The sequence below is a fragment of the Halomonas sp. 3F2F genome (assembly GCF_014897805.1).
GTDB lineage: Bacteria > Pseudomonadota > Gammaproteobacteria > Pseudomonadales > Halomonadaceae > Vreelandella.
The window spans coordinates 36,474-56,251 of the sequence record NZ_JABUZE010000098.1; the positions used below are offsets into that span (position 1 = coordinate 36,474).

24 protein-coding genes and 2 pseudogenes are annotated in these 19,778 nt (G+C 55.3%); 13 read left to right on the plus strand and 13 right to left on the minus strand.

The window, feature by feature from the left end; translation table 11 throughout:
• Nucleotides 1–33: 33 nt before the first annotated feature.
• The 6 genes and pseudogenes from INT21_RS11290 to INT21_RS11315 form a co-directional block, all read right to left on the minus strand.
• Nucleotides 34–816 (minus strand): TSUP family transporter, encoded by a 783-nt coding sequence (locus INT21_RS11290; RefSeq protein ID WP_193060159.1) that lies wholly within the window; start codon nt 814–816, stop codon nt 34–36.
• A gap of 16 nt (nt 817–832) precedes the next feature.
• Nucleotides 833–1,225 (minus strand): annotated as a pseudogene (locus INT21_RS11295) (helicase C-terminal domain-containing protein); the annotation flags it as partial.
• Between the two features lie 152 nt (nt 1,226–1,377).
• Entirely contained in the window at nt 1,378–2,130 is a 753-nt protein-coding gene (locus INT21_RS11300) for an SH3 domain-containing protein (protein ID WP_193060160.1), read from the minus strand.
• 27 nt (nt 2,131–2,157) lie between these two features.
• Nucleotides 2,158–2,565 (minus strand): hypothetical protein, encoded by a 408-nt coding sequence (locus INT21_RS11305; RefSeq protein WP_193060161.1) that lies wholly within the window; start codon nt 2,563–2,565, stop codon nt 2,158–2,160.
• A gap of 32 nt (nt 2,566–2,597) precedes the next feature.
• The gene (locus tag INT21_RS11310; protein ID WP_193060162.1) at nt 2,598–3,362 is read right to left on the minus strand and encodes a hypothetical protein; all 765 of its coding nucleotides are present in this window, start codon (nt 3,360–3,362) and stop codon (nt 2,598–2,600) included.
• Entirely contained in the window at nt 3,359–5,113 is a 1,755-nt protein-coding gene (locus INT21_RS11315; RefSeq protein WP_193085209.1) for a VWA domain-containing protein, read from the minus strand. The genes INT21_RS11310 and INT21_RS11315 overlap by 4 nt, the downstream gene beginning before the upstream one ends.
• A gap of 405 nt (nt 5,114–5,518) precedes the next feature.
• Between INT21_RS11315 and INT21_RS11320 the strand changes: the two genes are divergently transcribed.
• The gene (locus tag INT21_RS11320) at nt 5,519–6,034 is read left to right on the plus strand and encodes a hypothetical protein (protein ID WP_193061161.1); all 516 of its coding nucleotides are present in this window, start codon (nt 5,519–5,521) and stop codon (nt 6,032–6,034) included.
• Between the two features lie 125 nt (nt 6,035–6,159).
• Nucleotides 6,160–6,333 (plus strand): annotated as a pseudogene (locus INT21_RS20775) (hypothetical protein); the annotation flags it as partial.
• A 22-nt stretch (nt 6,334–6,355) separates the two neighbouring features.
• Here INT21_RS20775 and INT21_RS11330 read toward each other — a convergent pair.
• The 4 genes from INT21_RS11330 to INT21_RS11345 form a co-directional block, all read right to left on the minus strand.
• Nucleotides 6,356–7,324 carry a hypothetical protein gene (locus INT21_RS11330; protein ID WP_193061163.1) on the minus strand — a complete coding sequence of 323 codons (969 nt, stop codon included), beginning with the start codon at nt 7,322–7,324 and terminating at the stop codon, nt 6,356–6,358.
• A 51-nt stretch (nt 7,325–7,375) separates the two neighbouring features.
• Nucleotides 7,376–7,600: a hypothetical protein gene (locus tag INT21_RS11335; RefSeq protein WP_193061164.1), complete on the minus strand. Its 225-nt coding sequence runs from the start codon at nt 7,598–7,600 to the stop codon at nt 7,376–7,378.
• 1 nt (nt 7,601) lies between these two features.
• Nucleotides 7,602–7,970 (minus strand): hypothetical protein, encoded by a 369-nt coding sequence (locus INT21_RS11340; protein ID WP_193061165.1) that lies wholly within the window; start codon nt 7,968–7,970, stop codon nt 7,602–7,604.
• A 506-nt stretch (nt 7,971–8,476) separates the two neighbouring features.
• Nucleotides 8,477–8,824 (minus strand): hypothetical protein, encoded by a 348-nt coding sequence (locus INT21_RS11345; RefSeq protein WP_095604405.1) that lies wholly within the window; start codon nt 8,822–8,824, stop codon nt 8,477–8,479.
• 157 nt (nt 8,825–8,981) lie between these two features.
• On the opposite strand from INT21_RS11345, the gene INT21_RS20385 reads away from it, so the two are divergent.
• Complete coding sequence (locus INT21_RS20385) at nt 8,982–9,299, plus strand: hypothetical protein (protein WP_226916881.1); 318 nt, start codon at nt 8,982–8,984, stop codon at nt 9,297–9,299.
• Here the strand turns inward: INT21_RS20385 and INT21_RS11355 are convergent.
• Nucleotides 9,265–9,564, minus strand: a complete 300-nt coding sequence (locus INT21_RS11355) for a GIY-YIG nuclease family protein (RefSeq protein ID WP_193085210.1) — start codon at nt 9,562–9,564, stop codon at nt 9,265–9,267. The genes INT21_RS20385 and INT21_RS11355 overlap by 35 nt on opposite strands.
• A complete protein-coding gene (locus INT21_RS11360; protein WP_193061166.1) occupies nt 9,557–10,030 on the minus strand; it encodes a YchJ family protein in 474 nt (157 codons plus the stop codon). The genes INT21_RS11355 and INT21_RS11360 overlap by 8 nt, the downstream gene beginning before the upstream one ends.
• Nucleotides 10,031–10,184: 154 nt before the next feature.
• Here INT21_RS11360 and INT21_RS11365 point away from each other — a divergent pair, with 154 nt between their 5' ends.
• Nucleotides 10,185–10,496, plus strand: a complete 312-nt coding sequence (locus tag INT21_RS11365; RefSeq protein ID WP_030074158.1) for a hypothetical protein — start codon at nt 10,185–10,187, stop codon at nt 10,494–10,496.
• 108 nt (nt 10,497–10,604) lie between these two features.
• Here INT21_RS11365 and argE read toward each other — a convergent pair whose 3' ends face one another.
• Nucleotides 10,605–11,774: an acetylornithine deacetylase gene (argE, locus tag INT21_RS11370; protein ID WP_193061167.1), complete on the minus strand. Its 1,170-nt coding sequence runs from the start codon at nt 11,772–11,774 to the stop codon at nt 10,605–10,607.
• A gap of 201 nt (nt 11,775–11,975) precedes the next feature.
• On the opposite strand from argE, the gene ugpB reads away from it, so the two are divergent.
• The 9 genes from ugpB to INT21_RS11415 all read left to right on the plus strand — a co-directional run bounded on the left by ugpB (nt 11,976) and on the right by INT21_RS11415 (nt 19,577).
• A complete protein-coding gene (ugpB, locus tag INT21_RS11375) occupies nt 11,976–13,301 on the plus strand; it encodes a sn-glycerol-3-phosphate ABC transporter substrate-binding protein UgpB (RefSeq protein ID WP_193061168.1) in 1,326 nt (441 codons plus the stop codon).
• Nucleotides 13,302–13,399: 98 nt separating this feature from the next.
• Nucleotides 13,400–14,284 (plus strand): sn-glycerol-3-phosphate ABC transporter permease UgpA, encoded by an 885-nt coding sequence (gene ugpA / locus INT21_RS11380; RefSeq protein WP_193061169.1) that lies wholly within the window; start codon nt 13,400–13,402, stop codon nt 14,282–14,284.
• Nucleotides 14,285–14,315: 31 nt separating this feature from the next.
• The gene (gene ugpE, locus INT21_RS11385) at nt 14,316–15,158 is read left to right on the plus strand and encodes a sn-glycerol-3-phosphate ABC transporter permease UgpE (protein WP_193061170.1); all 843 of its coding nucleotides are present in this window, start codon (nt 14,316–14,318) and stop codon (nt 15,156–15,158) included.
• Nucleotide 15,159: 1 nt separating this feature from the next.
• Entirely contained in the window at nt 15,160–16,212 is a 1,053-nt protein-coding gene (locus INT21_RS11390; RefSeq protein ID WP_193061171.1) for a sn-glycerol-3-phosphate import ATP-binding protein UgpC, read from the plus strand.
• Nucleotides 16,213–16,354: 142 nt separating this feature from the next.
• The gene (locus tag INT21_RS11395; protein ID WP_193085211.1) at nt 16,355–17,581 is read left to right on the plus strand and encodes an RNA polymerase sigma factor; all 1,227 of its coding nucleotides are present in this window, start codon (nt 16,355–16,357) and stop codon (nt 17,579–17,581) included.
• A gap of 97 nt (nt 17,582–17,678) precedes the next feature.
• Entirely contained in the window at nt 17,679–18,524 is an 846-nt protein-coding gene (locus INT21_RS11400; RefSeq protein WP_193061173.1) for a YciI family protein, read from the plus strand.
• Nucleotides 18,521–18,898, plus strand: coding sequence for a YciI family protein (locus INT21_RS11405; RefSeq protein WP_089039979.1), 378 nt, complete (start codon nt 18,521–18,523; stop codon nt 18,896–18,898). The genes INT21_RS11400 and INT21_RS11405 overlap by 4 nt, the downstream gene beginning before the upstream one ends.
• The gene (locus INT21_RS11410) at nt 18,895–19,263 is read left to right on the plus strand and encodes a DUF1428 domain-containing protein (RefSeq protein WP_193061174.1); all 369 of its coding nucleotides are present in this window, start codon (nt 18,895–18,897) and stop codon (nt 19,261–19,263) included. Before INT21_RS11405 ends, INT21_RS11410 begins: the two co-directional genes overlap by 4 nt.
• A 173-nt stretch (nt 19,264–19,436) precedes the next feature.
• Entirely contained in the window at nt 19,437–19,577 is a 141-nt protein-coding gene (locus INT21_RS11415; RefSeq protein WP_157698051.1) for a hypothetical protein, read from the plus strand.
• Nucleotides 19,578–19,778: the final 201 nt, after the last annotated feature.

Below are 19,778 nucleotides of genomic sequence, written 5' to 3' on the forward strand. Positions count from 1 at the left end.
TCAGCGGGGCATAATGTATGCCCTGAACTCCCCCTACCCTGGCGGGTGAATCAGACCCACCACACTGACCAAGATCAGCACGGCTCCCAGTACGCGGAAGAACAGCCCGGTGTCTGCTTTTAGCATGTAGCGGTGGGCTTTTTCGCCTAGCAAATGGCCGATAAATGCGCAGGGCAGTAGCCATAGTTGATGAATCAGTTGGAGGTCGACGCCGGCGATGATAAACGACGCCATTTTGATCATCACCAGGATAAACCACAGCACGAACATGGTGTCGCGCAGCTGCTCTTTGACGACGTGAGTGGCGAACACCGCGACAATCAGCGGCGCGCCAATCAACGAGGTGCCACTGACATAGCCCCCAAGCGCCAGCAGTACGATATCGACGTATTTGTTGTTACTTCTAAACGGTTTATTCAGCACGTAGCCAATGGCATAAATGATCACAATGCCGAAAATGATGTTGGTCATGATCTGAGAGGGCAGCGTTAACAGCCCCACCACCCCGATCAACTTAGGCACGATCATGATTTTCAGGGCTTTGGTTAAATAGCCCCAATCGATATTACTTTCCGGCGACGTACCTCCCACGCCCACTTTCTGCACTTGTCGATGGCCGCTCCAGGCAATCCAACTGGAAAAAATCAGCAGATGAATGGCCACAATTGGCAGGAAGACCAGCGGTTCGTTGACCACCAGCAGCAGAAAAGGCAGCGCCAGCACGGCACCGCCAAAGCCAAGGCTGGTGCGAACAAAGCCGCTCCAGGCAAAAATAAGCCCGATGAGAAGGTACTGGTACCAGAGTAAATCTGTCATTGCTCGTGCATCTCCTCTAAGAAGATGAGTGGTTGTCTAGCCCCCACCAGCGTGGCAGCAAAGCACGCACTTTGGCTTGGGCAAAACGGTCGTCCATTAATATCACAACCCCTTCATCCTCGGGGCTGCGAATCACCCTTCCGGCGGCCTGCACCACTTTGATCATACCGGGTATGCGGTAGGTGTAGTCGTCGCCTCGGCCGAAACGGGTGTTCATGCGCGTTTTCAGCGCTTCGTTAAAGTCGTTAAACGGCGGCAAGCCTAAGGTGGCAATAAACGCGCCGATTAGGCGCTCGCCAGGAAGATCGACCCCTTCGGCAAAAGCACCGCCTAGCACGGCAAAGCCGATTCCCTTACCACCCGGGGTAAAGCGCACCAGAAAGGCGTCGCGCTCGGCTTCCCCCCTGCCAGCGAATTAGCTGAAATCACCTTCAGGTCTGCAGCCTGACCTGGGATTGGCTCGCTCAGAGCAGGACAGGAAGGAATTTCTCCATGGGTGCTACAATGGGGGTTCTCACGAGTGGCGAAGGCGGGTGGCCAGCGCACGACCAGCACCGCTGCCTAATCCCGTGCACAGGAAAAGGCTTGGAGCTGAGCGGAAATGATTTTACTTCTGTCGGAGCGGACATCGAAGTCGACTCTCACCGTGTGCCCCAATCGGTCATCAAGGGAGATGCTCCTCCTCTCGAATGCCACGATGCGCTTTGCATAACCTTCATTCTCCGTTTGATAGGAGATCTCGCCTCGACATGCGACTAAAACGCGGTCGGTGCGATTGGGATCGTATTCCTCGGGGGATAACTGGACACGAACGCTTGCGGCACATTTCCGTATGCCGCTGTTGCCAAAAAGTGGCCTTCGACAATCAAAGTCGAGCTGGCTGACCCTAAGTGGCCCAGCCCAGCGATGAGGTTGGTTGGACAGCGCGGGTCTGCGAATGCGTCCGTCGGATTGGCCAGGGCGGAGCTCGGCGATTGTTGTCGCGTTGCTGCCCAAAAAATGCGTTGATAGCCAACCTTCTGCCGGTTCCCCATTGGCACCCTGAACAAAGACCCGGGCCCAGCCCCCTTTACGCTCAAGAATACTGACGACCGTTCTGCGGGGAAGGGTGCGAATGACGGATGATCCTGTACTCGGCGCCGCGTGCAGGTTCAGTTCCTGAGCATCAACAAACGCGTATGTGCCGACTTCCTGCGCAGAGGCCAGAAGACCGCCAAAAACCAACGACGCGCAAACTGCGAGCACCACAACAACCCCGTGTACAACGATTGATCGCCTACCGGTTTTGTCCACTGTCTTTACTGAACAAGGCATCCAGAACCTCCTTGGCTGCCATGGGAATCATGGGCGCAATCCGCCCTCGGGCGGGAACTGCGAACCGCGATGGCATTCGTAAGTCTTTGCACGATATGCGGTGGGCGTCTGAGCGTTCTCCCCCATCGGAATGATGATCAGCCGCTGCCAGATCGCAGAGATCGAGTCGTCCTTCAGCCCACTGCGGCGAAGACCCGCATCCAGGACAGAGTCCTGCGCAAGGCCAATCTCGATCACTGCCTCAAGGAAAGGATCGGGCAAATCGGGGAGGGCGCGAACTTGTCCAATCTCGCCAAAATTGTTCTCGCCCGTCAGCTCGTCGATGGCGGCCGCGAGGGTCAAAAGGTCGGCACGTGCGACCTCAAAAGGAACCGATGCCGTATTCAGCGGCGTCTCTTTCTCTACGCTCCACAGGGCGGCGTTTCCAAGCTCCATGACAGGTGAGAGTCAAGGGTTATTCAAGCAGGTCAGCCCTGCGCCTGCGCTTCGGACAGCTCGATCCGCCCGGCAGCCACGATGTCTGACGCTGCCCCCTGCACGGGCCTGGTGACGAAGCGCCAGGACACATGCGGGCCAACGTCGAACGCTTCGGGAGGTTCCACGTACTCCGCCCCGATTGAATCGATTGCGTCTTGGCGGATGGCCGATCCCAGGCTGAAGCGGTCTACCTGAATAAAGCTGACGGGATACGGAACGCGGCTCGCCAGATCCGGAAACGGTTCAATACCATAGGTGATGCGGTAGCGGACTCGGCCGCGCACTCCCTCAGCCGCCTCAAGAGCCAGAACCGCCATGGTCAGCGGCCTGATCTGCGCGCTTGGCAAAAAAACCGACGATTGCGAATTCACTGGTTCTAGATTGGCAAGGACCTGGTCGAGTACTTGTAGGGTATCCTGCTCTTCATATCCCTCCAGAAAACGTGCGGACAACCTTTCAAGCGGGTTGCTCACATCCGAAGAACCCGCCCCCTCGGGCAATGTTGACGCGGCACCGTTGTCGCGGGTCATAAAGCGCTGCGCTACCCATCCAGCACGTTCCATGTCGGAGGCGAATTGCTCGATCACCGGATAGTTGGTGCCCGGCCCCATACGAGCGTTCAGCACGTCATCGACTGCAACGCCGCCGGTGACGCGCCACAAATCCGGGCCGTTACCGTCTACCTCTGCCCGTGCGACTGGAGTCGATGCGAGGACGACAAGGATGGTGACGGAAAGAGCTCGGCGTATCATCATTTCACCTCCACGACGGATCGGCCAAGCACCTCACGCCCGGAAACGTCCAGGAACCGAACCTCATAGAGGCCCGCCTCATCCGCCATTGTCAGGTCAATAGATTTTTCCTCGGCGACCGACTGAACCGTGATCCAGCTAAAATCGGGCTGATCCTTGTGCGCAAGCGCGATCCGCTGATCGGTGCTGTCGCTCTCGCCGGTCCATGTCACTGTGATCGTCTCGCCACTACCTGCGGTTTCTGGCACCGACAGTCCCGCGCCATCGTCCAGCGGCGCATCGGCTCCGACGACCTCCAGCGGAATGCTTGCAAGAGTCTTTCTGCCCACGTCGAGAATATAGCGGATCTCGTAGAGGCCTGGTTCGGCGGGAGCGATCAATCGCCCCTTGGTCTTGTCTCCCGCGCGCAAATAGATGTTTCGCGTTCCCTCATCGGCACCCGCCGACACGATCGCGACCATGTCCCTGGAATTGATCGTTGAAGACCAAGTGATATCGATTTTAGTCTCAGCGCGGACGATTTCAGGCCCGGAAATGCCGATCTCTGGCTCAATCACCTCGATGGACGCGGTCGCGAGCGTCTTACTGCCCACGTCGAGAATATAGCGGATCTCGTAGAGCCCCGGCTCGGCGGGGGCTTTCAGACTGCCTTCGGTGCGATCCTCGGTGCGCAGGTAGGTGGCGCGCGTACCCTCATCCGCGCCGGTCGGCACGATGGCGACCATGTCTCTGGGGTTGATAGTTTTGGACCAGCTTACATCGAAACCCGCGCCGGTTGTTGCCTGCGGGGGCCCCGAAACCGTCACTTCGGCCTCGACCACCTCGATGGGCGCTGTCGCGAGCGTCTTACTGCTCACGTCGAGAATATAGCGGATCTCGTAGAGCCCCGGCTCGGCGGGGGCTTTCAGACTGCCTTCGGTGCGATCCTCGGTGCGCAGGTAGGTGGCGCGCGTACCCTCATCCGCGCCGGTCGGCACGATGGCGACCATGTCTCTGGGGTTGATGGTTTTGGACCAGCTTACATCGAAGGCCGCGCCGGTTGTTGCCTGCGCAGGACCTGAAACCGTCACTTCGGGCGGTGGTGGTTCTTCCGGTTCAGGTTCCGGCGTGACGGGCTTCAGGTCCATGGCGCTTTGAACCTGATCCAATGCGCCGTGCAACTCGGCGGCATTGCTGGCCGGAACGAAAACGCCACCGGTGTTCTCTGCGATGCAGGAGAGATTGGCATTCTCTTCCTCTTTCAGATCGAATCCGACAACATGTGCGGTAAAGTTCATGCCTTGTTTTGCCAATTCTGCGGACAGCGCACAGGGATCGGCATTGCAGGTTTCCACCCCATCCGAGATCAACACGACGGTTGATGAACTGTCGCGGTAGGACATCAGCTCGGCAGCCTGTTGCACGGCAGCCGAGATCGGCGTCTTGCCAACCGGCTTGATCACATTGACCGTCTCGATAAAATCGCTCTTGTGCAGCGGGCCCGGCGCGATCAGAGTTTCGATATCGGTGCAATCGCCCTTGCTGCGGTGGCCATAGGCGACGAGGCCCAGGTTGGTATCTTTGTCCCAGTCATTGACCAATCCGGTCAGCACGTCCCGCGCGATTTCGATCTTACTGGTGCCGTCGATCTGTCCCCACATGGACCCCGACGCATCATAGACGATCACGACGTCGTCCGCAGCATGCGCGGCTGCCGCGCAGGTCATGCTGCCGACCAGTGCCATCTCGGCCAATCTCAGTGCGCCCAATTTCATTTTCCGGTCCTCCTCTTGACTATCGCGTGACGATTATTCTCAGTTCGATAGGAAATCGCGCCTCGACATTCGATCAGGACACGGACGGTGCGATTTGGGGTTATATTCCGCAATCGCCATGCTCATCTTGTTCTTCTCCTTGCTGTTTTCCGGCCGATGACCGCTCTGATTTGTAGTCTTGTCCTCTCGTATCGCGACCTATGGGGATATTGTTAGCATGCTCCGCGACCTGTACGCCCCGTTCGTTTGAACGGGATGCTGGAGTCAATTTCAAAGTAATGTTTTTTCACCAGCGCCTCCCATCCAAGGGTTCACGGGCTTACGATCACGTCGGAGCAAACTTACAAACAACCGTGCACTAATGAATAATTCTGCAAGGTTGTGACTGGTTCCAGGAGGCTATTTATGCTTCGCTCCCTATTATCACGCTTTATGGTCTTGGCCTGCATGGCCATGGCCGCCCCAACGCTGGCACAACCAAACGAAACCCGTGAATACCAGGACGGCAAGCGGGGAATCGTGCTCCTACCGCAGGGTGACAAGTCCTTTGCGGATGCCGTGGTCGATCGTTCGGCCGGTACAGGCACGATCGAAGACTCCGCAAGTGACCAACAGGCGATCCTGGGGCCACCCGACTTTTCCGGAAATGTGAAGGTCGAGGGTATGACGCTCTCGATTTCGGAAGACGGCGAGGCTTGGATCGATCTGAGTGACATCAGCGGCGGGCGTGCCGAAGTCGATTTGGTGGGGCTGGTGCCGGCGGATGCAAATTACCGGTTCGTGAGCCTGACCGACGATGGGGATGGCTGCGGCACGCGGTTCGCGGGCGCGGATGTCGATGCGGTTGCGGCAATCGGTTCCACCCTGCGATTCGTGCTGGACGGTGCCATTCTGTTTGCAGTGGACAGCACCGAATTATGACCCGAGGCGCAGGATGCCCTCGACGCGCTTGCGCAAGACATCGCGGATGCGGGCCTGAGTGAATTTCGCGTCGTAGGGCATACCGATTCCACTGGTGATGACACCTACACCTTGCCCTTTCACGAGATCGCGCCTTAGCCGTGCAAGACTATTTAAGCAGTCAGTCGGTCTTGGGCGCCGTCACCGTCACAGCGGAGGGACGTGGCGAGGCGGAACCGATCGCGGATAATGCGACCGACAAGGGAAGGAGCGTAAACCGACGAGTGGAAATCATTGGAAAATTCAACTCTGTCCCATAGCGAAATCGGACGGCGAATTACCTTAAGCGAAGGCGTCGCCATTCCCGAGGTTCAGGTAGCCGTCGAGTTCGTCCCGGATATCGGAGTCAAGGGCATCCGCGTGGGCGATGCGGGTGTAGAACAGGGTGAAGTAGATCACCTTGATCGCCGTCACCAGCCGCGCGAGGATCGCGTTGCCGATGAAGGCTAGGAAGATAAGCACGAAGAGCGGTAGCCAGTTGAATAGCGTCTGTTCGTCGAGCGGCAGCCCGTCCGGAATGCTGCCGAACAGCTCCCCCAGCGAGCCAGCAGAGAACGCTGTCGGCATGAAGCCCCCGGACGCAAGGCCGAGGATGATGCCGAGGATGATCGCGATCAGGTAGAGGGGGCCGAGAATCGTGCGCACGACATTGCCCATGATGTCGATGCCGAAGACGCCGACCAGCGTTTCGGGGACATGGTCACGCAGCGTGTGGAGACGCTCGCCCCCTTCGCGGAAACTCAGCTTGTCGATGGCAAACACGGGCAGGAGGAAATGGTTGACCAAATCCCAAATCTCGACGAGCGCACCGAGGATGAGGCGGGTGATCAATCCGCCGTTCCCGCGCTTAAGGACAACCCATACATTCGCCATGTCGATCAATCCTAGGATCCGAGCCCTGCCTTTGACGTCGGCGAGTTCCTTTCGCGCGCCCTGTACCGTCGCGTCTCGACCGCAGGCCGTATCATAGACCAGCCGGCTCAGCCGCAATTCTTGATGATTGTAGTAGAAAAACTTGTAGACGAAGACAATCACCATGGCCAAAAGCAACAGGGTGCCCGTCCCGCCCATACCAACGATGATGGCAGCAATCCCAGCGAAGAAAAGCACGACCACGAAAGCAGCATAGACGCTCATCCGTATGATGGGCGACAAGATGTCTGTGTCGCGGCCAATGATCGTGAATGTGTGCTTGAGCAGGTAGCCCAGTTGTGAAAACTGCGCGCCTAGTCCTGGTTTCTCGAAATCCATGATGCACTCTCCGTTGTCTTTGTATCTTTTGCCCCCGCATCCCGGATGAGATCAGGGCGAGTGGTGCAGCTCCGTTACTGGCGATCCGATAGCCTGATAAGCTTCGTCAGCGGCGTCTGAACGCCCCTGGCGCCCACAGGGTTTCCCCTCGGCGTAATGCGCTTTCTTCACACTGACGGGGGCCAGCCTGGCATCCCATTCAGGGTGTGGTTGTTGGCCCTCTATCATCTGTAAATAGACCTGCATCATGCAGGCGAAGGGTTCCAGCAGCGGCAAATCACATTTCGCATTTGCTGTTGCCGTATTTTGCTGAGCAGACACGCGCGGCGCAGGATGCAATCTGCGGATTGCGCAATTGCTTCTTGATATCGACGGTCTCAATCGCCATGTAGGGAACCGAGATTGTCTCGGTGTCCTGCGTGCAGTTGGTAATTGAATCCTCAGTTGTGCAGGTCATCTTGCCCGTCAGCCGTGTTTCGCTGCGATATTTGGTAACGGCTTCCTGTCGATAAACCGGCGGGATTTTCAGCATCCACTCTGCTTCACAATGTTTTCTTTCGGCCTGGTATTCTAGCGTTCCACATCCCGTCAGGAGGACGAACCCGAAAATGCAAAGACCGAAAGCGGATTTGGGAAACCGTGACATGGTTAGCTCCGATTACAAGATGCCGCCCGCCTATCCCGAGCCTTGAACGGAAGAATCACATAACCGAACCAACAGTGCCCCGTTCGTTCAGAGGGGTTGGTGTCATTATTTGTAGAATAAAGAGTTTGCGCCAAGGTTCCGGTGCTGGTGAAGGCTGTCGTCGTCTTCGCGGTGCTGCTGACGATCTCGCTGAACGAATGTTTGGCTGGGCACCTTTCTCGTAGGCAGCCATCAAAAGCCAAAATCGCCAGGGACGTGAAGGACTGCTTTCATAACGAAAAGTTCGGGAGCTGATTTGCCCAATAAGCGGTCTGCTAGGTATTTCTTGAAATCAACGGGGTAGGGAGGCCAGTGTCTGCTCGAGGGCTTCGAGGTTTGCTTGTTTCATGGCGTGCTCCAGAAGAACACTGGATAAACAGCAGTTTATACAGTGTTTTTAAAGCACACCAACAACAGATACCAACATAGCCTCATCTATCCATTGTAACAGTGCTTGATGAAGCAGGTTAACCCACCCGGTGCTGATAAAGTACGTCCAGCGCATCGTCATCAGCAGCAGAGGATAACGCCTTTGATTGGGCAACGGGTTTGCGGCCGCCCACCAGCACATACCATTCCGCTTCTGTTAGGTAGTGCTGGCACCAACGGCTTAAGCCAGCGGCCACATCATCGCGAATTCGTTCGCCGCTACGGAAAGCCTGGGCGAGATGCAGCAAGTCCTGGCGAGCAGTGCGAGCACGGGCATTGCCGCCGTGCACTTTGGAAAGTGGGCAGCGTCGATCATAGGCCGCGTTGGTTAATGCATTTAACCAACGTTCCAATTCATGCGCCTGAATACCGCCGTAAACTGCCACACTGCACTCCATGCTGAATGATGATTGAAATTTAATGAGCTCCGCCCATTAGCACTGGCGAAAAAGGGCGTTAGATTGCCCGATTGTGGCGCAACTGTCACCTCCGGTCTATTCCTGGCCACCCCCAGACATAGCCTAAGCCAAGACATAACGCCCTATGTCTGTACTACACCTGGTAATCCCGAGCACTACGACTGGGTCGGCCATGTGCGCGGCGCTGGCCTATTATGGGGCATCGAACTGGTCGCCGATGGTGAATCGCGCCAGCGGTCAACGCAACCTGACGCTGATTAAAAACGATGCCAATGAACCTAGTATCGGTATCGGCAAGCTAATTGAGGCAGGCCGTGTAAAGCGCTTGATCACCTCTCGCTTAGGCCTAAACAGAGCCGCCATTGACGCGTTGTCCGGTAAATCGGCCATTCAGTCATCAGCGAAAGTTACCTATCCAACGCCGAGGCGAAAAAATCGCTAATCGGCCACTGAGTGGCCCATTGGCGTTTTCGGCTTGGCGTTTGGCGCTTCAGCGCATATTCAGCGCGGCTGGCTGCGGCGCGATCTGCGAAAGGTTGCGCGCCGAGCAGTGCTATCGGTGGATTCGCTCGGGTATAGCGGGCGCCTTTGCCGTCACAGTGCGCTTGGTAACGTTTCGCTAGGTTATTGGTAATCCCCACATAGGTGCCGCGTTTGCACTCAAGTAAGTAGAGGAACCATTGGGTATCGGTATTTATACTACTCACCACAACAACTCTTTATTTTTCGGCCGCTACCACATAGGCAGCGCTCGTTGCGCCGCGGTTTGAGGCGCTCAATGGTCGGCACGCCATCCACATACCACCAGCGCCCGTCTTCAAACACAAACCGTGAGTTTTCTTCTAGCACATACCAGCGGTTTTGTTCACGGAAATAGGCTAAAAAATGTACCGTACCCTGCCCCTTTTTTGCGGGCGGTGCCGCCACAATCGTGAGCGCTTTCCATTGGGAGTCTGGGTCAGGCGGTAGCTGCGTTGGCCGCGTTGATGCGTGCCAAGTGGCAAGTAGGTAATCGCGGCTATTCAACGCAAACGCCGTGTAACGTGAACGCATTAGCGCTTCCGGCGTAGGTGCTGTTGCACCTTGGTGATAAGGCTGGCAACACGCCGTGAATGCAGCACCACTGCCACACGGGCAGTTGGCTGACGTTGAGACTGGCGTTGAAAGCGTCATATTGAAAGCTCTGTATTCTTTGGTTTATAGATTTGGTATACGTTTTGTTTCGGTATTGGCACAGAGTTAGATATAGTACCAGAGCGACATCATCAGACAGACGGAGTACGACACACGATCAAGCATTCTTTCCAAACCCAGTGGAGGTTCTCCTATGAAGGTTTACAAACCCGAGTGGCAGTGCACGTTTAGCGTAAACGAAGGCGCGGTAGAATCAGCAACCTGGAAAGAGCGAATCGCCTGGCGGCTTAGACAAATTGCCGATCGACTCGAAGGCGGTGGCCGTACAGTAAAAATCGACTACAACGTCTCTCCGCACGTTAGCCGAGACGAAGTTGATACCTGTTTGGGCAAAGGATTTGAAGTTACCCAGCGGCTGCTGACCCAGCTTGCCCGCCAACAGGCCTGCGAAGATGTGATGCGCCACGCAAAAGCGGAGCTTTACGAAGAGCAACATCAGCATTAGCCGCCATAAATATCGAAGAAGCACTTCAGAAGAACACCCGCCTGTTTTAATCATTGGCGGGTGTTTTTTATTGTGCGCTATTGATATTGCGGACTAATTTAGCAGCCATCATCCCAAATGGGGTGTTTCTAGCGCCTGCCCTAATCGCTGCATAAACGCCGTGCATTCATGCAACTGAGCCGTCTCAATATACTCATCGGGTTGATGCGCCTGGGCGATGCTGCCAGGGCCAAGAATTATTGTCTGCAAGCCTTGGCCTTGGAACTGCCCCGCTTCCGTGGCGTAAGCCACCGCATGGTTACAGCAGGCGTGTGGCAGATGGTCTTTGGCTAAGCGAAGCACCTGGTCGTTTTCGCGGTCGGCCAAGCCAGGCACTGTCACGTTTAGCGGCTCGGTGGTGATTTCAACGTGCTTGCCTTTAGCCTGCAACTCGGCGCTTAGTTGGGCGCAATAGGCTTCAAAGCGTGCGTATATTTCGTCGAAGGTGTCCGTGGGCAGATGGCGAATTTCCCACTCAAACTGACACTCCCGCGCCATAATATTGATCGCCGTGCCGCCTTTTATTTTGCCAACGTGCAGGCTGGTATGCGGCACATTAAAAGCCTCATCGACGCGGCCCTCTTCCACCAATGCCGCCATGGTGTCTTCAATGAACGTGACGAGCCTTGCCGCAACATGGATAGCTGACGTGCCTTGATTCACTTGGCTACTGTGAGCCTCCTGACCAATCACGCTAGTGCGCAGATTCGTTGCACCTTTTTGCGCAACCACAGGCTGCATGCTGGTAGGCTCACCAACAATGACGTGGGCGGTGGTGGAGTAGTGCTCGTAAAAGCGTTTAATAAGACTCGGCGCGCCCACACAGCCAATTTCTTCGTCATAAGAAAACCCGAAATAGATAGGCTGCTTCAGCGGCGTATTGGCCCAGGTAGGCACCATAGCTAACGCACAGGCAATAAAGCCTTTCATATCACAGGTACCACGCCCGTACAGGCGCCCATCACCGCCATCACGCAGGGTAAACGGATCACTCGACCATGGCTGACCGGCCACCGGCACTACGTCGGTATGCCCAGAAAGCATCACTCCGCCAGGGGCGTCAGGGCCTACGCGGGCAATCAGGTTGGCTTTGGTGCCACACGGGCTCATCACCCGCTCTGAAGCCACACCATAATCAGCTAGATAGTCCTCAACGAATTCAATTAGGGCCAAATTAGATTCACTGGAAGTGGTATCGAACGATACTAGCTTTGCCAGTAAGGTGGTCGCGTCAGTCATACTGCTCTCGTTTGTTAGTCTCTCAATATCACCCTATCACCGCCTCTCTCCTTTGCCTACTAAGCAGGCCGACGGACAGCGAAACGTTGACTGTCACGTCGAGTTCATCGTGCATTCATGAAAACGTCATCTACACTTTCTACTGTTCAGTGCACCCAAAAACTTAATAAACGTACTGCGAACGACCCACAAGGAGCCGTTATGTCTCGTTTCACATTGCACGCGCTTGCCCTAGGGGTGGCTACTGCCACGTTTAGCCTTTCTGCCCATTCTGCGACCGAAGTGACCTGGTGGCACGCCATGGGAGGCCAGCTTGGTGAAATCCTTGAAGAAATGACGGAGGAGTTTAACGCTTCTCAGGACGACTACCAGGTCACACCCAGCTACCGCGGCAACTACACAGAAACGATGACCGGTGCTATTGCGGCGTTCCGTGCAGGCGAACAGCCACATATTCTGCAGGTATTCGAAGTCGGCACCGGCACCATGATGAACGCCAAAGGCGCCATCTACCCAGTGTACGAGTTGATGGAAGAGTATGGCCGCGCATTTGATCGCGAAGCCTTCCTGCCAGCGGTAGTCGGTTACTACACCGATACCAACGGCAATATGCTGTCTTTCCCGTTCAACTCCTCAACGCCGATTATGTACTACAACCGCGACATGTTTGAGGAAGCGGGCCTAGACCCTGAGCAGCCCCCCGAAACATGGGCAGAAGTAGCCGATTTTTCACGCCAAATCGTCGATTCTGGGGCAGCCAGCTGTGGCTTCACCACCTCATGGCCAAGCTGGGTTATGTTGGAAAACTTCTCTGCCATGCACAACTCGCCGCTAGGGACGTTAGAAAATGGCTTTGGCGGGATAGAAACAGAGTTCAATTTCAACAATGAATTGGTTGCCCTCCACTGGGATAATTTGAAGGCTTGGCAGGATACGGATGCCTTTAAGTGGGGCGGCCCTGGCTCCGGGCCAGACTCTGAACCGCTGTTCTACTCCCAGGACTGCGCGATTTTCTTCGGCTCTTCTGCTTCCCGTGCGGATGTCGCTGCTAACTCTGACTTTGAAGTCGGTTTCGGTATGCAGCCCTACTATGACGACGTAGATGGCGCGCCACAGAACTCCATCATTGGCGGTGCCACCCTGTGGGCACTACAAGGCCACACCGATGACGAGTATGAAGCCGTTGCCGCCTTCTTTGAGTACCTCTCACAGCCTGAGGTACAAGCCGAGTGGCACCAGCAAACCGGTTACCTGCCCATCACTCAAGCAGCGTGGGACTTGAGCAAAGAGCAGGGCTACTACGATGAGAACCCTGGTGCCGATATTTCGCTGAAGCAGATGACGCTAAACGAGCCGACTGAAAACTCGAAGGGGCTACGGTTTGGTAACTTTGTACAAATCCGCGACATTATCTCCGAAGAGATGGAAGCGGTGATGACGGGCGCTAAATCTGGCCAGGAAGCTACTGACTCAGCCGTTGAGCGTGGTAATCAGTTGCTACGCGACTTCCAATCAGCCAACCAGTAAGCAAGCACCTTATCCGCCGCCTGCCCCTGGCAGGCGGCGTGCCTGTTGTTAAGTGCCCTACTTATTGGTGCCGTTTATAGACGCAGGATACGTCGCCTATGCAAACCAAACGCATGACCTTCCCTGGGCGTTTTCTGCCCTACGCCTTACTGGCTCCTCAGGTCATTGTCACGCTGATTTTCTTTATCTGGCCAGCCGGCCAAGCGCTTTACCAATCACTGCTACGAGAAGATGCCTTTGGGCTACGCACCACCTTTGTGGGTTTGGAAAACTTTGCTCGCCTGTTTCGCGATGGCGCTTACCTTAACTCGCTCTCCGTGACAGTGGTGTTTGCGGTAGGCACCACGCTACTCTCCATGTCCGTTGCGCTGCTGTTAGCGAGCACGGTTAACCGCATGATCCGCTCACGCAGCACCTACACCACGTTGCTGGTATGGCCCTATGCGATTGCCCCTGCCATTGCCGGTGTGCTGTGGTGGTTTATTTTCAACCCGTCGATTGGCATTGTGCCCTACATACTGGACATGGTCGGCTACCAGTGGAACCACCGTAATTCGGGCGCAGACGCCATGATGCTGGTGGTTTTTGCCGCCGCCTGGAAGCAGATTTCTTATAACTTTCTGTTCTTCCTCGCTGGCTTACAGTCAATCCCTCAATCACTGATCGAAGCCTCGGCCATTGACGGCGCAAGCCCCATGAAGCGCTTCTGGACGATTATTTTCCCGCTGCTCACGCCAACCACCTTCTTCTTGATGGTGGTTAACGTGGTTTACGCCATGTTCGACACGTTCGGCATTATTCACGCTACTACTCAAGGCGGCCCCGCCCAGGCCACCAACACGCTGGTCTATAAGGTCTACGCCGATGGCTTCGTGGGTTTGAATTTAGGCTCGTCGGCCGCTCAGTCAGTGATTCTAATGGCCATTGTGGTCGCGCTCACGGTGGTGCAGTTCCGCTTTATCGAGCGCCGCGTGAACTACTAACACCACTGGCTAATTGTTTGGGAGACTTTCAATGGTTGAGAACCGACCCTGGGCGAATTTTTTTGCTCATCTGACGTTGATGATTGGCGTCGCGGTGGTGGTGTTCCCCGTGTACGTTGCGCTCGTAGCGTCTACCCAGGCGCCAGGCGACTTGCTACGCGGCACGCTGCCGATGCTGCCCGGCGCTCACGGTATCGAAAACTTTACCCGTATGTGGCAGTCCGGCGTTTCCAACGCAGGAGCCCCACCAGCAGGCATGATGCTATGGAACAGTTTTGTTATGGCCATGGCGATTACCGTAGGAAAACTGTCGATCTCGCTACTGTCGGCGTTTGCGATTGTTTACTTCCGCTTTCGTTTTCGGATGTTCTTTTTCTGGCTAATTTTCGTCACGCTAATGCTGCCCGTCGAAGTGCGCATTATTCCCACGTTTCAGGTCGTTGCGGATCTCAACATGCTCAATAGCTTTGCCGGGCTGTCGATTCCGCTAATTGCCTCGGCCACCGCGACGTTTCTGTTCCGCCAGTTCTTTATGACCATTCCCGAAGAAATGCTCGAAGCTGCTCGCGTCGACGGCGCCGGGCCACTGAAGTTTTTTAAAGACATCTTAATGCCGCTGTCAGTGACCAATATCGCCGCGCTGTTTGTGATCATGTTTATCTATGGCTGGAACCAATACCTGTGGCCACTGCTGATCACCACCGACCCTGACTACTACACCATCGTGATGGGTATTCAGCGCATGACCTCAGAAGAGAACCCCCAGTGGCACTTGATTATGGCGGCAGTGGTGATGGCAGCGCTACCGCCGGTATTAGTGATTCTGTTTATGCAACGCCTATTTGTGAAAGGCCTGACCGAGACGGAGAAATAAGATGGCCAGTATTACCTTGGAAGGGCTGAAGAAAACCTATACCGGCGATGTTCACGCCGTCAAAGGCATCGACTTACAGATTGAAGATGGCGAATTTGTGGTACTCGTCGGGCCATCCGGTTGTGGCAAATCGACCCTGCTACGCATGGTCGCGGGGCTTGAAACCATTACCGAAGGCACGCTCAAAATCGGCGACCGGGTAGTCAATAAGTTAGAGCCCGCTGAGCGCGATATCGCCATGGTGTTCCAAAACTACGCGCTTTATCCGCACATGACCGTCTACAACAACCTTGCTTATGGCTTAAAGAACCGCGGTTTTAAAAAAGATGACATCGATAAACGCGTGCGCTTAGCGGCCAAGATGCTGGAGATTGAAGACTTCCTGGAGCGCAAACCGCGCAAGCTTTCCGGCGGCCAGCGCCAGCGGGTAGCCATGGGCCGAGCGCTGGTGCGCGAGCCTTCAGCCTTCTTGTTTGATGAACCGCTTTCCAACCTGGATGCCAAGCTGCGCGTGCAAATGCGGGTGGAGATTAAACAGCTACAGCGTCGCCTAAAAACCACCAGCCTGTATGTCACCCACGATCAGCTGGAAGCCATGACCCTGGGCGACCGTTTGGTCGTGCTAAATGCCGGGCAAATTGAGCAGGTTGGCACCCCGATGGAGATCTACGCCCGTCCGGCCACCATGTTCGTTGCGGAATTTATTGGCTCTCCGGCAATGAACATGTTGCCGCTGGATTATCTGCGTACTCAAAACAGCAGCATGCTGGAACACCTCCCTGCAGGCACCGATATCCTCGGCATTCGCCCAGATGATATGCACCTCACCGCACCCGATGCGCCACACCTAGCCATCGACGCAACACTCATGCTCTTTGAGGCGGCAGGTGCGGAAAGCCATCTATACGTTAATCTCGCCGACAGCGAGCAACCCACGGTGATTCGCACCGCGGGCCAGCCAGCCGTTCGTGAAGGTGAAGCACTACGTTTCTACGTGCCCCGCGATGCTCTTCATCCTTTTAACAGCACCACTCAAAAGCGCACCGATGGTTGACAGCGCGACTTAAGAAAAACTTGCATAAGAAAAGCACATCATCGGAGACTTCATGCGCTACGTTTGAGCTAATAACAATAACTCGCTGCTCAGCTATTTTTGCCGGTAGTAGCGTATGGATCTCTATGATGAATACTGGTCTATGAAGACAGAATGTAATGACCTCGACAGCTTATACCGCGATCATTCCCGGCGCGTACAGGCGACTCTGATTCGCTTGCTAGGGGATTTTGAGCTTGCCGAAGAAGCAATGCAGGATGCGTTTGTGGCAGCGGTTCAGCAATGGCCAATTAACGGTTCACCCGACAACCCTCAAGCCTGGTTAATTCGTACCGGCTACCACTGTGGGGTTAATCAAATTCGCCAACGCAGCACGGCACGCCGCCGAGCTCATTTGCTGTTACCCGCCGAAGAGACACTGGATCTAGAACCAGCGACGATTCAAGACGATGCACTGCGCCTGTTGTTCACCTGCTGTCACCCAAGCCTGAGCATGGAAGCCCGCGTGGCATTAACCCTGCGGGAAATGTGCGGCCTCACTACCGAACAGGTGGCGAGTGCGTTACTTATGAAGCCCACTACGCTGGCTCAACGCATCGTGCGCGCTAAGCGCAAAATTCGCGATGCCCGCATCCCCTACGCGGTGCCTGACAGCGAAGCACTTCCCGAGCGCCTGCCGGATGTACTCCAGGTTATCTATTTAGTGTTCAACGAAGGCTACTCACGCAGCATGGGCAGCCAGGTCGTTGATGTTAGCTTGACGAAGGTAGCCATGCGCCTCGGTGAGGCGTTAGCAAGGCTGCTACCCAGTGGCGAGGTGTTCGGGTTGATGGCACTGATGCGGCTTAATGATGCTCGTCGCGATGCACGCCAAGACAGCGCGGGTGACTTAGTCACCCTGGACGAACAAAACAGAGATTTGTGGCACCAAGAGGATATTAATAGCGGTATCGAATGGCTTGAGCAGGCACTAGCGCTCACTCCAACCGGCTACTACACCCTACAGGCATCAATTGCCGCGGAACACTCACAGGCTAGCAGCGCCGAACAGACCGACTGGGGAAGAATCGTACGACTCTACAATGCGCTATGCCGCCACAATGCCTCACCCATTCTGGCACTCAATCGCGCAGTGGCCATCGCCATGAATGGCGCGCTGGCAACCGGTTTGCAGCTTCTCGATGAGTTAGTCCATCACCCACAAATGAGCCGCTACCACTTATTATACGCGGCACAAGCGGATTTACTGCGCCGCCAAGGCCAATATGATGCAGCGCGCAGTGCCTATCAGCAGGCGCTCGTGCTGGCGACGCTTGATCCAGAGAAGCGCTTTTTGCGCAGGCGGCTGTCTGAGCTAAAACAGCATTGATAAAAAACGTGATAAAAAAATAGTCCGACCATGTCGATTTCAGCTCGCCCCAAACGATTAGTAAGAGTACCCCCTCGGATCATCCAGGAGACTCTCAATGAAATTCATGCTAATTCGCCGTGCCGATACCAATACCGAAAACGGCGTTATGCCCTCCCAAGAACTGCTTGCCGACATGGCCGCTTATAACCAGCGTTTAACTGAGGCTGGTGTATTTTTAGGCGGTGATGGCTTACGTCCAACCAGCGATGGCTGCCTGATCCGCTTCGATAAGGGTACTCCCACCGTTATCCCAGGACCATTTTCGCCCCCCAGTGAGCGCATTGCTGGCTACAGCGTACTAGAAGCGCCAACGCTGGAAGAGGCCATTCATTGGGCTCAGCAGTGGCCCACCCAAGATGCCGATGGCAACGTGACACTTGAGCTGCGGCGCTTCTTCTCGCTGGAGGATTTTGAGCCCGGTGCCGGCATTGAGCAGCACCGTAACCTTGCCCGTGTGCCGGATGCCATGAACGTGCATGTTGCCTTTCCCGGCACTTGCCGTGAGGCCATGCAGTTTTATGCCGACGTCACTGGTGGCCAGTTGGAATGCCTACTGACTTACGCTGAAACGCCTGCCGCTGAACACGTACCGACCACCCTTCATGACCACGTTATCCATGCCTCGCTGAACCTGCGTGGACGCCGCTTGATGGGTGCCGATATGGCGGCTGACTGCTATACACCACCTCAAGGGGTAGAGATTCAACTGGAGTATCAGGATATTGAGCAAGCCGCACGAACCTTTGCTCAACTAGCGGAGGGTGGAAAGATTGTCATGCCATTCGAAGCCACCTTCTGGTCGCCAGGGTTCGGCATGGTAACCGACCGCTTTGGCGTCGGCTGGATGGTCAACGTTCCGTCAGAAAACTGCCCCTCAGCCACCGAAGGAGACGCTCCATGAAGTACGTTGCGCTAGTGTATTACCAAGAGCAAATCATCAATGCCATGAGCGAACAGGAGTGGTACGACCTCAACCAGGAGTGTATCGCGGGGGTCGAGCGCCTGAGCGCCAGCGGCAACTACCTTTCCGGGCAGCCGTTACAACCAACGGAGACCGCAACCACCGTGCGCGTGCGTGATGGCGAGACACTGATCTCCGATGGCCCCTTTGCCGAAACCAAAGAGCAACTGGCTGGTTTCTACCTACTGGAAGCTCGCGACTTGAATGAGGCACTGCAGTTGGCTAGCCGCATCCCGCCAGCTCGGCTGGGCAGCATTGAAGTACGCCCCGCTCGAGAACTCCCACCCAAAGCAAACGCAGGAGAAACAGCATGAACACTACCGCCACACCCTATGTCGATGGCTTCATCGCTGCCGTGCCGACCGCTAATAAATCTGAGTTTATTGAGCACGCCCGCGCCGCCGCAGAAGTGTTCAAAGAGTTCGGCGCACTGCGAGTGGTAGAGTGTTGGGAAGATGATGTTCCCGAAGGCGAGGTCACCTCGTTCTCCATGGCGGTTAAGCGAAAAGATGACGAAAGCGTTGTTTTTTCATGGATAGAGTGGCCTTCCAAAGCGGTACGCGATGTCGCTATGCCAAAAGTCATGGAAGATCCACGCTTACAAATGGACGTTAATCCCATGCCCTTTGATGGCAAGCGTCTTATTTATGGCGGCTTTGAAAGCATCATGACGATGTGAGTACACCGGGCCGTTTCACTCAATAGAAACGGCCCGCAAGCCCTTCCTCTTGGTAAGTGACTCCCCCTAGCGCAATCCCATAGCGGCTAAAACGCATCTTAATGGCTCCTTTCATATTGATGTCATTGTTCATCGTTAGCGTGCCAGAAAGGCCTGACAATGTGGTGACATCAATGACAAACCAACCGCGCAAACCGCTCAGCGACGAAGAAATCGCCTACTTAGAGGAACTGGCTAACGGCAACGCATTAGCCAAGCAGCGTCGCCGCGAGAAAAAGCGCCAAACGCCAGCGACAAAGAAACTCTTAGACTAACCACGCCTTACCAAGGCGTATTCATGCACGCTTTCTAAAACCACTTAATTATTATCATAGATAGCATAACGCAAAAAGCCGATGTACTTTTAGCACATCGGCAAAACGATCTTAATAAGTGACTTAAACGCTAAGGAAACTATTTATCATTTAAAAGTGATAAGTGCCTAACCGAAAGTTTTCGTGCATAATGTATGTAGG